The organism is Micromonospora sp. SD12 (assembly GCF_052068495.1).
In the GTDB taxonomy this organism is placed as follows: domain Bacteria; phylum Actinomycetota; class Actinomycetes; order Mycobacteriales; family Micromonosporaceae; genus Micromonospora; species Micromonospora echinofusca.
Map to the genome: position 1 here is coordinate 604,845 of NZ_JBQHDF010000002.1, position 11,731 is coordinate 616,575.

At 76.3% G+C, this 11,731-nt stretch carries 11 protein-coding genes and 1 riboswitch; of the genes, 7 read left to right on the top strand and 4 right to left on the bottom strand.

All coding sequences use genetic code 11. The features are described from left to right. Positions 1-150: 150 nt before the first annotated feature. Positions 151-381, top strand: a complete 231-nt coding sequence (locus ACTMS2_RS06585; protein WP_441174567.1) for a hypothetical protein — start codon at positions 151-153, stop codon at positions 379-381. Between the two features lie 95 nt (positions 382-476). Here the strand turns inward: ACTMS2_RS06585 and ACTMS2_RS06590 are convergent, their stop codons facing one another. Next, positions 477-2,084 carry an amidohydrolase gene (locus ACTMS2_RS06590; RefSeq protein ID WP_441174568.1) on the bottom strand — a complete coding sequence of 536 codons (1,608 nt, stop codon included), beginning with the start codon at positions 2,082-2,084 and terminating at the stop codon, positions 477-479. A 200-nt stretch (positions 2,085-2,284) separates the two neighbouring features. Between ACTMS2_RS06590 and ACTMS2_RS06595 the strand changes: the two genes are divergently transcribed. From ACTMS2_RS06595 to ACTMS2_RS06620, 6 genes are all read left to right on the top strand, one after another. Beyond that, entirely contained in the window at positions 2,285-2,851 is a 567-nt protein-coding gene (locus ACTMS2_RS06595; protein ID WP_441174569.1) for a sigma-70 family RNA polymerase sigma factor, read from the top strand. An 88-nt stretch (positions 2,852-2,939) separates the two neighbouring features. Continuing rightward, a complete protein-coding gene (locus tag ACTMS2_RS06600; protein WP_441174571.1) occupies positions 2,940-3,695 on the top strand; it encodes a zf-HC2 domain-containing protein in 756 nt (251 codons plus the stop codon). Positions 3,696-3,794: 99 nt separating this feature from the next. After that, positions 3,795-4,388 carry a copper chaperone PCu(A)C gene (locus ACTMS2_RS06605; RefSeq protein WP_441174572.1) on the top strand — a complete coding sequence of 198 codons (594 nt, stop codon included), beginning with the start codon at positions 3,795-3,797 and terminating at the stop codon, positions 4,386-4,388. A gap of 23 nt (positions 4,389-4,411) precedes the next feature. Next, complete coding sequence (locus ACTMS2_RS06610) at positions 4,412-5,617, top strand: Dyp-type peroxidase (RefSeq protein ID WP_441174573.1); 1,206 nt, start codon at positions 4,412-4,414, stop codon at positions 5,615-5,617. A 25-nt stretch (positions 5,618-5,642) separates the two neighbouring features. Further along, positions 5,643-6,224 (top strand): copper resistance CopC family protein, encoded by a 582-nt coding sequence (locus ACTMS2_RS06615; protein ID WP_441174574.1) that lies wholly within the window; start codon positions 5,643-5,645, stop codon positions 6,222-6,224. Between the two features lie 90 nt (positions 6,225-6,314). Next, the gene (locus ACTMS2_RS06620; RefSeq protein ID WP_441174575.1) at positions 6,315-8,525 is read left to right on the top strand and encodes a cytochrome c oxidase assembly protein; all 2,211 of its coding nucleotides are present in this window, start codon (positions 6,315-6,317) and stop codon (positions 8,523-8,525) included. Positions 8,526-8,547: 22 nt separating this feature from the next. Here ACTMS2_RS06620 and ACTMS2_RS06625 read toward each other — a convergent pair whose 3' ends face one another. Genes ACTMS2_RS06625 through ACTMS2_RS06635 form a run of 3 tightly spaced genes read right to left on the bottom strand, consistent with a single transcriptional unit; the run spans position 8,548 to position 11,461 of the window. Beyond that, positions 8,548-9,315 carry an ABC transporter ATP-binding protein gene (locus ACTMS2_RS06625; RefSeq protein WP_441174576.1) on the bottom strand — a complete coding sequence of 256 codons (768 nt, stop codon included), beginning with the start codon at positions 9,313-9,315 and terminating at the stop codon, positions 8,548-8,550. Beyond that, positions 9,315-10,442: a FecCD family ABC transporter permease gene (locus ACTMS2_RS06630; RefSeq protein ID WP_441174577.1), complete on the bottom strand. Its 1,128-nt coding sequence runs from the start codon at positions 10,440-10,442 to the stop codon at positions 9,315-9,317. The genes ACTMS2_RS06625 and ACTMS2_RS06630 overlap by 1 nt, the downstream gene beginning before the upstream one ends. A 5-nt stretch (positions 10,443-10,447) precedes the next feature. Then, positions 10,448-11,461, bottom strand: a complete 1,014-nt coding sequence (locus ACTMS2_RS06635; RefSeq protein ID WP_441174578.1) for an ABC transporter substrate-binding protein — start codon at positions 11,459-11,461, stop codon at positions 10,448-10,450. A gap of 29 nt (positions 11,462-11,490) precedes the next feature. Beyond that, positions 11,491-11,671: riboswitch (cobalamin riboswitch) on the bottom strand. Positions 11,672-11,731: the final 60 nt, after the last annotated feature.

Here is an 11,731-nt window from a genome sequence, read left to right on the forward strand (position 1 = left end):
GGCCGCGCCCCCTGTCGCCCACGCACCTCCTGCCTATCATGATCGGGAGGCGATCACCCACCCTGCGGATACCCTTGGCGGCCTGGTGAGCAGGGCGGACGGCACATCGCACGGTGCGGTCGATCGAAGACGACGGATGGATGTGGGGCGATGCGGAGTCAGGCGCTGGTGTCGACCCGGACGGCCATCGCCGGGGCGACGGGCAACGCCGTCGTGATGGGCGTCGCCGGGGTGAGTACGCCGCTGGGCTGGGTGCTCCTCCCCGGGCTGCTCGGCGTCTCCGCCCGTCCCCGGGTGGCCGCGCTGACCGGCCGCCCCGGCGGCGGTCGCCGCACCGGCCCGGCGCGGGTGCTCGACCTGCCGCCCGAGCGGCCCGACTGACTGCCTGACCATGGCCGCCGGCCCAGGCCGCCGGGCGGCGACGCCGGCAGCGGGCGACGGTTGGCCGCCCCGGCCGGTTACGGCGGTGCCGCCAATCAGCGCTGCCAGCGCACCACGCCGCCGACCACGGTGAGCGCCACCGTCAGGTCGCGCAGCTCCGCCGGCTCCACCTGGTACGGGTCGGTGGGCAGCGCGATGAAGTCCGCGAGCATCCCCGGGGTGAGCCGCCCCTTCAGGTGCTCCTCGTAGGAGGCGTACGCGCCCGCCTCGGTGAAGCAGCGCAGCGCCGTGTCGAGATCCACCCGCTCGTGCGGGTCCACGCCGCCGGGCGGGGTGCCGTCGGGCTGCTGCCGGGTCACCGCGGCGTGGATGCCGAAGAACGGATCCGGGTCCTCCACCGGGGCGTCCGAGCCGAACGCCACCGTCGCGCCGGCGTCCAGCAGGCTGCGCCAGGCGTACGAGGCGAGGTCCCGGCCGGCGAGCATCCGGCTGGTCAGGGGGATGTCGCTGGTGCAGTGGGTGGGTTGCATCGAGGCGATCACGCCCAGCCGGGCGAGCAGCGACACGTCCGCCGGGCGCAGGTGCTGGGTGTGTTCGATCCGGTGCCGCAGCCGCCGTACCGCCCCGGCGACGCCCGGGTTGGCGCCCGCCGACTCCTGCCAGTTGGCGTACGCCCGCAGCACCATCTCGTTCGCAGCGTCGCCGATGGCGTGCGCCGCGACGGCGATGCCCGCGCCGGCCGCCTTCGCCACCAGCCGCTCGAACTCCTCGGCCGGGGTGACCGCGATGCCGTGGTTGTGCGGCTCACCCTCGTACGGCTCGGTCATCAGGCAGGTGTGCGAGCCGAGCGCCCCGTCGGTGAAGATCTTGACCGGGCCGGTGCTCAGCCACCGGTCCCCGTCGCCGGTGGCCCAGCCCCGGTCGATCACCTCGTCCAGGGCGGTCGACGGGATCGTCTTGTGCACCCGCAGCGGCAGCTCGCCCCGGGCGTACAGGGTCTCGTAGGCGGCCCGGCAGTCCTGCCCGTCGAGGTCGTGGATGCTCGTGAGGCCGGCGGCGAGCAGCCGGGGCAGGTGGGTACGCAGCTGCGCCACCAGGTCACCGGCGAGCGAGGTGCGCATGACGTCGTACGCCGCGTCCCCGGCCGCCTCCCGCAGGATGCCGGTCGGCTCGCCGCGGTCGTCGCGGACGATCTGCCCGCCGATGGGATCGGGGGTGTCGGCGTCGATGCCGAGCCGCCGGAGGGCGGCGGTGTTGACCCAGGTGGTGTGCCCGTCGATGCTGGGCAGCACGGCGGGCCGGTCCGGGCAGACGCGGTCGAGGTCGGCCCGGGTCGGCTGCACCGGCCGGTCCCACTTGTGGCTGTCCCAGCGCCCGCCGAGCAGCCAGGCGTCGGGCGCCAGGGTGGCGGCGTGCCGGGCGATGCGCGTCAGCGCCTCGTCGAGGCTGGTCGTGCCGCGCAGGTCGACCTGCTCCAGGCCGCGCACGTAGAGCGCCGAGTGCAGGTGGCTGTCGATCAGCCCGGGCAGCACGGTCATGCCGGCGAGGTCGACCCGGCGTGCGCCGGCGCCGGCGCGGTCGCGGCACTCGTCGAGGTCCCCGACGGCGACGATGCGCTCACCGCGTACCAGCATCGCCTCGGCGTGCGGACGGGCGGGGTCGAGCGTGTGGATCCGGGCGTTCTCGAAAACCGTACCGGTCATGGGCTGCCTGCTTCGACGGTCGGGCGGGGCCGTCCATGCTAGACAGCCTCCGGCCCCGGGCCCAGGGGCACCCGGGGCGCGCGGTGGCCGGAACGGGCCCGCCGGGGGCCGCTTGCGGTACGCTGCCGGGCAGTCACTACTACGACCTGTCGTGGTTGTCGTCGGGCATCCCCTCCGGCGGCCCGACACGGAGGTGCCGGATGGCTGACGACGCGGAACTGACCGCGTGGGCGCTGGCCGCCGGCCGGGGTGACCGCAGCGCCGCCACCTGCCTCGTCCAGGCGACGCAGCAGCAGGTCCGGCGCTTCCTCGCCGCGCTGGTCTCGCCCCGCGAGGCCGACGACCTGACCCAGGAGACCTTCCTGCGGGCGGTGCGGTCGTTGCCGTCGTACGCCGGACGCTCCTCGACGCGGACGTGGCTGCTCGCCATCGCCCGCCGGGTCGCGGCGGACCACGTCCGCACCCTGACCTCCCGGCCGCGCACGGTGCCGATGCCGGACGGCTACGACGCCCCCGACCCGGCGCACAGCGGCTTCGACCGGCAGGTCGTGCTCGAACGCCTCGTCGCGGCGCTGCCCAGGGACCGGCGGGAGGCGTTCGTCGCGACCCAGGTGCTCGGCCTGTCGTACGCCGAGGCGGCGGAGGTGTGCGGCTGCCCGGTGGGCACCATCCGCTCCCGGGTGGCCCGGGCCCGCGAGGATCTGGTCGCCGCCGTGCGCAGCTGGTCCGAGCCGGACGCGCGCCGTGGCGGCGACGCCACCGGCTGAGCCGCGTTCCCCGCGCTGACCTGCGGGAAGAGCATGGTCCACGAAACTGCGCGGGAACCAACCGCGCCCGCGGGCCGACTACCGGTACATGGGGTGTGAGCAGTGGCGTGAGGTGCTGTCGGCGCAGTTGGACGGGGAGGAGACCGCCGCCGAGCGGACGGCGGTGGCGGACCACCTGGCCGGCTGCGACGGTTGCCGGCGCTGGTACGACCAGGCCACGGCGGTGAGCCGCCGGGCGCGGCTCTCGGTCGCCGTCGCCGGTGACGACCTCACCGACGCCATCCTCGCCGCGCTGCCCCCGCCGCCCCCGCGCCGGCGGCGGGTGCGGTTCGTGTTCACCCTGCGGGCGGTCCTGGGTCTGGTCGGGGCGCTGCAGCTCGTGCTGGGCCTGGCGCAGATCGGGCGCGGCACGGCGCACGCGCACGCGCACGCGACGGCCGGCGGGTTGATGTCGGGGCACCTGTGGCACGAGTCGGCGGCGTGGAACGTCGCCGTGGGCGCCGGCTTCCTGTTCGTCGCGGCCCGGCGCACCCCGCCGACGGGGCTGGTGCCGATGCTGAGCGCCTTCGTCGGCGTACTGGCGTTGCTGTCGGTCAACGACCTGCTGGCCGGGTGGGTGGACACCACCCGGCTGGTCAGCCACGGCTTCGTGCTCGCGGGCTACCTCATCGTCGTGGCCCTGTCCCGCCCTGGGCTGCGCCCCGACGGCCCGGTCCGGCGCGGCCGTCCGGACGAACCCCGCTGGAGCCTGCCCGCCGACGAACTCACGGAGTCGCCGGGGCTGCGGCTGCTCCCGTCGCCGCATCCCGGCTCCGCGCGCGTCTCCGATCGCCGCGCCGCCTGAACCGGTCCGCGGAACGGGAGCACCCGTCCGGGTCGGAACTTCCCCGCCCCGCCGGCCGACCAACCGGACGTCGTACGACCAAGCGAAGGGACCTGCCCGATGCGCCCGACCCTGTCCATTGGCCCGCGCCGCCGCGCGACCGCGCTCCTCGCCACCGCCGCCCTGCTGGCCGGCGGGGCGGCCGGCTGCGGGTCGTCGGACGGCTCCCCGTCCGCCGCGCCGAGCCCGTCGGTGTCGCTCGACGGCGGGGCGTCGGCGAGCGCCCCGGCGGGGGTGCTCGGCGTCCGGGACCCGTGGGTCAAGGCCGCCGACGCGGGGATGACCGCCGCGTTCGGCACGCTGGTCAACGACGGCGACACCGACGTGACCGTCACGGGCGCCAGCACCGACGTGTCGCCGATGGAGCTGCACGAGATGGCCATGCGGGACGGGCGGATGGTGATGCGGGCCAAGCAGGGCGGCATCGTGGTCAGGGCGAGGAGCTCGCACGCGCTGGAGCCCGGCGGCGACCACCTGATGCTGATGGACCTGCGGCAGCCGGTGCGCGCCGGCGACCAGGTGAGCTTCACGCTGACGTTCGCCGACGGCCGCACCCAGACGTTCACGGCGGTGGCCAAGCCGTTCACCGGCGCGCAGGAGAGCTACGCCCCCGGTCACGGCGCCCCGGGGGCGAGCGCGGGCCCGGCGTCGTGACGGGTCCGTCGACCGCGCGGCCGGTGAGCAGACGCGGCCTGCTCACCGGCGGGGCCCTGGCCGCCGGCGGGTCCCTCGCCGTCGCCGCCGCGCTCACCGCCGCCCGTTCCGGCGGGCCGGGGGTACGGACGGCGGAGCCGGTCGCGGCGGCCCGGATCGGCGACGCGGTCGAGCCGTTCCACGGTCCCCGGCAGGCCGGCGTCGCCACCGAGCCGCAGGCGTACGCGGCGTTCGTCGCGTTCACCCTGCGGCCGGGCACCGACCGCTCGGCGCTGGGGCGGATGCTGCGCCTGCTCACCGACGACGCCGCCCGCCTCACCCGGGGCCGCCCCGCCCTCGCCGACACCGAGCCCGAACTCGGTTTGCTGCCCGCCCGGCTGACCGTCACGTTCGGCTTCGGTCCCGGCCTGTACGCCGCCGCCGGGCTCGACGAGCGCCGGCCGGCGTCCGTGGCCGCCCTGCCGTCGTTCCGCGTCGACCGGCTCCAGCCCCGCTGGTCCGGCGGCGACCTGCTGCTCCAGATCTGCGCCGACGACCCGCTCACCGTCGCCCACGCCCAGCGGGTCCTGGTCAAGGACAGCCGGCCCTTCGCGACCGTGCGGTGGGTGCAGCAGGGCTTCCGGCGCGGCGCCGGTGTCGAACCGGGCGGGCGTACCCAGCGCAACCTGTTCGGTCAGCTCGACGGCACCGCCAACCCGAGGCCGGGCGGCCCGCTGGAGACCGCCGTGTGGGTGCCCGACGGGCCGGCGTGGCTGCGCGACGGCACCACCCTGGTCGTCCGCCGGATCAGCATGAACCTGGAGACCTGGGACCTGCTCGGCCGCACCGACCGGGAACTGGCCGTCGGCCGCCGCCTCGACACCGGCGCCCCGCTCACCGGCGCCGCCGAGCACGACGTGCCCGACTTCGCCGCCACCGGCCCCGACGGCCTGACCGTCATCCCCGACTTCTCCCACCTCACCCGCGCCCACGTCGGCGACGACCGGCTGAAGATCCTGCGCCGCCCCTACAACTACGACGGGGTACCCACCGCCGAGGGGCACGCCGACAGCGGCCTGATCTTCGCCTCGTACCAGGCCGACGTCGCCCGCCAGTTCCTTCCCATCCAGCGGCGTCTCGCCGAGCGGGACCTGCTCAACGAGTGGACCACCCCGATCGGCTCCGCCGTCTTCGCCGTACCGCCCGGCTGCCCCGAGGGCGGCTGGATCGGCCAACAACTGCTCGGCTGACCACCCACGAGGAGAAGCACCAGACATGTACACCCGGCCCCGCCGCCCGACCCTCGCGGCCCTCGTCACCGCCGCGCTGGTCGCCGCCGCGCTGCTGCTCGTACCGGCCGCCCCGGCCGCCGCGCACAACACGCTGCGGGCAGCCAGCCCCGCCGACGGCGACCGCCTGACGACGCCGCCGACGCGGGTCACGCTGGAGTTCGCGCAGCGGCTCGACCCCACCTTCACCACCATCGCGCTGTCCGACGCCGCCCGGCGGAAGATCCCCACCGGGGCGCCGGCCGTCGACGGGACGAAGGGCACGGTGACGGTGGACGAGACGCTGGGCGAGGGCACCTACACCGTCGCCTACCGGATCGTCTCCGCCGACGGACATCCCGTGCAGGGGTCGTACACCTTCACCGTCGCCGGTGGCGGCGACACCTCCGGCGGCCCGACCGGCGCGACCGCCACACCGTCCGCCGCGCCACCTGCCACCGAATCCGCCGCTGCCGCGACCGGCTCCGGCGGTTCCGGTACGGGCGTCGTCGCGCTGGTGGCCGCCGGTGGCCTGGTCGCCGTCCTCGGCGGGGTCGCGCTGCTGCTGCGGCGCCGCCGGACCCGCTGACCCGGCGGCACTCCCCCGCCCCCGACGCTCCGGGGCAGCGCCGCGTGACGCCGGACGCCGCCTCCTTCCGCACACCAAAGGGACACCGACGTGCCAGACACCACCTCCCGCCCCGCCCGGCCCGCCCGGGTCCGGGGCACCGAAACCGTAGCGGGCGACGCCGGGGCGCTCGCCCGCCCGCCTGGCACCCGCGTCCGGGGCCGTGGCGGGATCCTCGTGCCCGTCGCGGCCGTGGCGGCGGCGGTGGCCGTACTCCTGCTCGGGCTGCGGGCCGGCGACGCGCTCGCGGTCGCGATCCCCGGACTGCCGGATCCGGGGCCCGTCACGGCGTGGGCGCTGCCCGTGGTCCGGCTGCTCGCCGACGCCCTCGCCACCCTGACGGTCGGGATGCTGGTGACGGCGGCCTTCCTGCTGCCGGGCGACGGGCGGAGCGTCTCGGCGTACGGCTGGCTGCTGCTGCGCCGCGCGGGCGCGGCGGCCGCGGGCTGGGCGGTGGCCTCGGCGGCGCTGATCGTGCTGACGGTCTCGGACCTGCTCGGCGTCCCCGTGGACCGCCTCGGCGTCGCCACCGTGGTCAGCTTCGCCACCTCGATCTCGCAGGGGCAGGCGCTGCTGCTCCAGGCGGGGCTGGCGCTGGCGGTGGCGGTGCTGGCCCGGGCGGGCGTCTCGCGCGGGCTCGCCGCCGGGGCGGCGTTGATCGCGCTGGTCGGGGTGCTGCCGCCCGCGTTCACCGGGCACGCCGCCGGGGCGGGCAACCACCAGATCGCGGTCTCCAGCCTCGCCCTGCACGTGCTCGCCGCCGCCCTCTGGGTCGGCGGGCTGGTGGCGCTGCTGATGGTGCGGCGCAGCCGGCAGCTCGCCGACGCCGCCGACCGGTACGGCCGCCTCGCCCTGGGCTGCTTCGTGGCCGTCGCGGTGAGCGGGTCGGCCAACGCCGCCGTACGCCTCGGCGACGTGGACCAGCTCTGGCAGTCCCGGTACGGCTGGCTGGTCCTCGGCAAGCTCGCCGCCCTGGCGGTCCTGGGCGCCCTCGGCGCGTGGCACCGGTCGCGGACCCTGCCGGCCCTGCACGCGGGTCGGCGGGGCGCGTTCGCCCGGCTGGCCGCCGGCGAGGTGGTCGTGTTCGCCGCCACCGTCGGACTGGCCGTGGCGCTGTCCCGCAGCCCCACCCCGGTGACGCAGGACCCCCTCGACGCCGACCCGATCACCGAGCTGCTGGGCTTCCCGATGCCCGCCGCACCGACCCCGGAGCGCCTGCTGGGTCAGCCGCTGCCGGACCTGTTCTTCCTGACCCTCGCCGTGCTCGGCGTCGGCGGCTACCTGGCCGGGGTGTGGCGGCTGCACCGGGCCGGGCACCGCTGGCCGCCCGCCCGTACGGCGAGTTGGCTGGCCGGGGTGCTGCTGCTGGCCGCCGTCACCAACCTGGGCGTGGCCCGCTACGCGTACGTGCTGTTCAGCGCCCACATGGTGCAGCACATGGTGCTGTCGATGCTGGTGCCGATCCTGCTCGTCGGCGGCGCCCCGGTCACCCTCGCGCTGCGCGCCCTGCGTCGCCCCACCGACCCGCAGGTCCGCGGCGCCCGGGAGTGGCTGCTGCTGGCGCTGCACAGCCGGCCCGCGAAGCTGCTCACCCATCCCCTGGTCGCGCTGGGCATCTACGCGGGCAGCCTCTTCGGCCTCTACCTCAGCGACCTGCTCGGCACGCTGATGCGCTCCCACCTCGGGCACCTGGCCATGCTCACGCATTTCGTGCTCGCCGGGTACCTGCTGTTCTGGGTGCTCATCGGGGTCGATCCGGGCCGGCCGAGGCTCGCCCACCCGCTCCTGGTGATCATCCACCTCGCGTCGATGATGGCGCACGGCTTCTTCGGCCTCGTACTGATGCAGACCACCACCCTCATCGCCCCGGACTGGTACGTCGCCGTCCACCCCGACTGGGCGTCGTCGCTCATGGAGGACCAGCGGCTGGGCGCGGGCATCGCCTGGGCGTTCGGGGAGATCCCCGCCGCGGTCGTGCTGGTGGTGCTGGTCCGCCAGTGGGTCCGCGCCGACCGGCGGGAACAGGACCGCCTGGACCGGGCCGCCGACCGGGCCGACGCCAGCGGCGAGCCGGACGACCTGGCCCGCTACAACGCCTTCCTCGCCGCCGCCGGCCGAGCCGATTCCGCCGCCCCTGGTGGTTCCGCCACCCCTGCCGGTTCCGCCGGTTCCGCCACCCCTGCCGGTTCCGCCGGTCCCGCCGGTCCCGCTGGTTCCGCCGCCCCCGGCGACGGTCGGGCTGGCGCGCGGGGGCCCGACTGAGGGCGCCTCAGCCGGGCGCCGGTCAGGGCGCGGGCGGGTGGAAGGTGATGGCGGGCCGTCCGGTGGCCGGGTGCGCCGCGACGTCGGCCCGTACCCCGTAGACGTCGGCGAGCAGCCCGGGGGTGAGGACCTCGGCGGGCGTACCGGCGGCGACGACCCGCCCGGCGGCCAGGACGACCACCGCGTCGCAGAACATGGCGGCCAGGTTCAGGTCGTGCAGTGCCGCCAGCGTGGTGACCCCCGAGCGGCGGACCAGGTGCAGCAGGTGCAACTGGTGGCCGATGTCGAGGTGGTTGGTGGGCTCGTCGAGCAACAGCAGCAGCGGTTGCTGGGCCAGGGCACGGGCCAACTGCACCCGCTGCCGCTCCCCGCCGGAGAGGGTGTGCCAGCGGCGGTCGGCGTACCCGGCCAGGTCCACCCGGGCCAGCGCGTCCGCCGCGGCGGCGCGGTCGGCGGCGCTGTCGGACCAGCGCGAGCCACGGTGGGGCGTACGACCGAGCAGCACCACCTCGCCGACGGTGAGGTCCAGGTCCGTGTCGGCGTGCTGGGCGAGCAGCGCGGCACGGCGGGCCAGCGTGACCCGGGGCAGGGTGGCGACGTCGTCGCCGGCGACCGTGACCAGCCCGGCGTCCGGCGCGGCGAGCCGGGCGACGATGCGCAGCAGGGTGGTCTTGCCGCAGCCGTTGGGGCCGAGCAGCCCGACGAGACTGCCCGCCGGCACCACGCAGGTGACGTCGTCGAGGATCCGCCGGGCCGCGGCGGACCAGGACACGCCGGTGACGGCGAGCATCAGCCACGCACCTTCCGGCGGTGCAGCAACACCACGAAGGCGGGCACCCCGAGCAGCGCCGTCAGCACGCCGACCGGCAGTTCCCGGGGCGCGAACAGGGTCCGCGCGGCGGTGTCCACCCAGACCAGGAAGATCGCCCCGGCGAGGACGGCGACGGGCAGCAGGCGCCGGTGGTCCGCCCCGGTCAGGAACCGGGCGGCGTGCGGCAGGATCAGCCCGACGAAGCCCACCGCGCCGCTGACGGCGACCAGCGCCGCGGTGAGCAGCGCGGTCGCGACCAGCAGCAGCCACCGCACCCGGGCGACGGGGACGCCGAGGGTCGCCGCGGCGTCCTCGCCGAAGGCGAACGCGTTGAGCGTGCGCGCGTACGCCGCCATCAGGGCGAGCACGGCGACCAGGACCGGCGCGGCCCAGGCCAGGGCGGCCCAGTCGACGCGGGCCAGCGAGCCGGAGAGCCAGAAGGTGATGCTCTGGGTGGCGTGCGGGTCGGCGACCCAGATGATGACGAACGAGGTCGCCGCCCCGCAGAGCTGCGCGACGGCCACGCCGGCCAGCACCACCCGGGTGGGGGCCAGCGCGGCCCGGCGGCCGGCCACCGCGGCCACCACCGCGAACGCGGCCAGCGCCCCGGCGAAGGCGCCCCCGGTGAGCGCTACGGCCCCGCCGCCGAAGCCCAGGACGAGCACCGCGACCGCGCCGAGCGACGCCCCGGAGGAGACCCCGAGCAGGTACGGGTCGGCCAGCGGGTTGCGGGTGACGGTCTGCATGACCGCGCCGACGGCCGCCAGTCCGCCCCCCACCGCCGCGGCCCCGAGCACCCGGGGCAGGCGCAGCCGCCAGACGATGTGCTCGCGCAGCAGGGGCACCTCGGCGTGCGGAAGCCCCAGGCGGTCGGCCACGACCGACCAGACGGTCGACACGGGGATGTCGGCCGGCCCGATGGTGACGGCCACGCCGATCGACACGACCAGGCCCGCCAGCAGGGCCACCAGCAGCGCCGCCAGGCCGACCGGGTGCGCCGCGCGGAACCCGGCGGGACTGGCGCGGCGGGCAGTTCCGGGACCGGTGGGTCGGGTCGGGTCGGCGGCGTCGGTGCGGCTGTTCGGGTCGGCGGCGTGGCGGGCCACGGCGGTCAGCGGTCCGCCCCGGCGGGGAGCTGCGCCACACCCGCGGCGAGCGCCTCGACGCCGAGCACGACGCGTACACCGGCGGAGGTGGACGAGAACGGGATGACGACGAAGCGTCGCCCGGCCACGGCGGGCAGGTCCTTCAGGGTGGGGTGCCGGGCCAGGAAGGTCCGCTTCGCGGCGGCCGTGTCCCAGCCCGCGTCGACCAGCACGATCGCGTGGGGATCGCGGTCCACGACCGCCTCCCAACTGGTGTCGGCCCAGCCGCCGGTGAGGTCGCCGAACGCGTTGCGCACCCCGACCGCCGACATGATCATGTTGGGGCCGCCGCAGCAGGCCCCGACGCTCGGGGCGTCGGTGCCGGCGTCCCACCAGAGCACGGAGACGTCCCGCGCGCCGCCGATCCGGGCGGCGGCCGTGGCGATCCGGGAGCGCTGGTCGGCGATGAGCTTCTCGGCCCGCTCCGGCACCCCGAAGACGGCCGCCACGTCCCGGATCTCGGCGAACACGTCCTCGACGGTCAGCCTCGCCGGCCGGTGCTGCTTCGGGCATCCGGCCGGCGAGAGGTACGTGCCGATGCCGAGCCCCGCCAGCGCGGCGCGGTCGCCGACGCCCTCGTCGCCGAAGGCACTGTGGAACGAGGCGTAGACGAAGTCGGGCGCCGCCTCCAGCAGCTTCTCCTTCGCCGGGTATTTGTCCGACAGCACCGGCACGGCGGCGTACGCGGCGGCGTGCTCGGGCAGGATCGCGTCGTCCAGGTACGCCGTGCCGGCCATGCGGTCGGCGAGGCCGAGGGCCAGCATGATCTCGGTGGCGGGCTGGTTCAGGGTGACCGTCCGCTCGGGCGGGGCGGCGACGGTGACCGGCGTACCGCAGTTGGTCAGCGTGACCGGGGCGGCGGCCGGCGGGGGCGCCGTGGCCGGGTCGTCGGTGGCGCAGGCGCCGAGCAGGACGACGAGGACGGACAGGGGCGCGGCAACGCGCCGGGACAGGGTGGACCGCACTGCGCGCACGCGCATCGGGACCGCCTTCCAACACCTCGTGGACGGGTCATCGCAGTGCCGTGGCCGGTCTCCTGGCTGACGGGAAATGCGTCCGTGGCCGGCCTTCCCAGGCGTGTGACGCCCAGTGACCTCTTACGACGAGGGCCGCGAACTTCCCGATCACAGTGGCGAGGGCCGCACCGGTCTTCCACCGGCTTCCCGAACACCACGGCAGCGTCACCCTAGCCGCCGGCCGCCCCGGAAGTCACGGTGACGAACACCATCAGGGACGGTCGCGCCGAAGGC

Excerpts from the sequence above, each read along its gene's own strand:
- ACTMS2_RS06590 (WP_441174568.1), bottom strand. The coding sequence starts at position 2,084 with ATGACCGGTACGGTTTTCGAGAACGCCCGGATCCACACGCTCGACCCC.
- ACTMS2_RS06615 (WP_441174574.1), top strand. The coding sequence starts at position 5,643 with ATGTACACCCGGCCCCGCCGCCCGACCCTCGCGGCCCTCGTCACCGCC.
- ACTMS2_RS06605 (WP_441174572.1), top strand. The coding sequence starts at position 3,795 with ATGCGCCCGACCCTGTCCATTGGCCCGCGCCGCCGCGCGACCGCGCTC.
- ACTMS2_RS06595 (WP_441174569.1), top strand. The coding sequence starts at position 2,285 with ATGGCTGACGACGCGGAACTGACCGCGTGGGCGCTGGCCGCCGGCCGG.
- ACTMS2_RS06585 (WP_441174567.1), top strand. The coding sequence starts at position 151 with ATGCGGAGTCAGGCGCTGGTGTCGACCCGGACGGCCATCGCCGGGGCG.
- ACTMS2_RS06600 (WP_441174571.1), top strand. The coding sequence starts at position 2,940 with ATGGGGTGTGAGCAGTGGCGTGAGGTGCTGTCGGCGCAGTTGGACGGG.
- ACTMS2_RS06635 (WP_441174578.1), bottom strand. The coding sequence starts at position 11,461 with ATGCGCGTGCGCGCAGTGCGGTCCACCCTGTCCCGGCGCGTTGCCGCG.
- ACTMS2_RS06625 (WP_441174576.1), bottom strand. The coding sequence starts at position 9,315 with ATGCTCGCCGTCACCGGCGTGTCCTGGTCCGCCGCGGCCCGGCGGATC.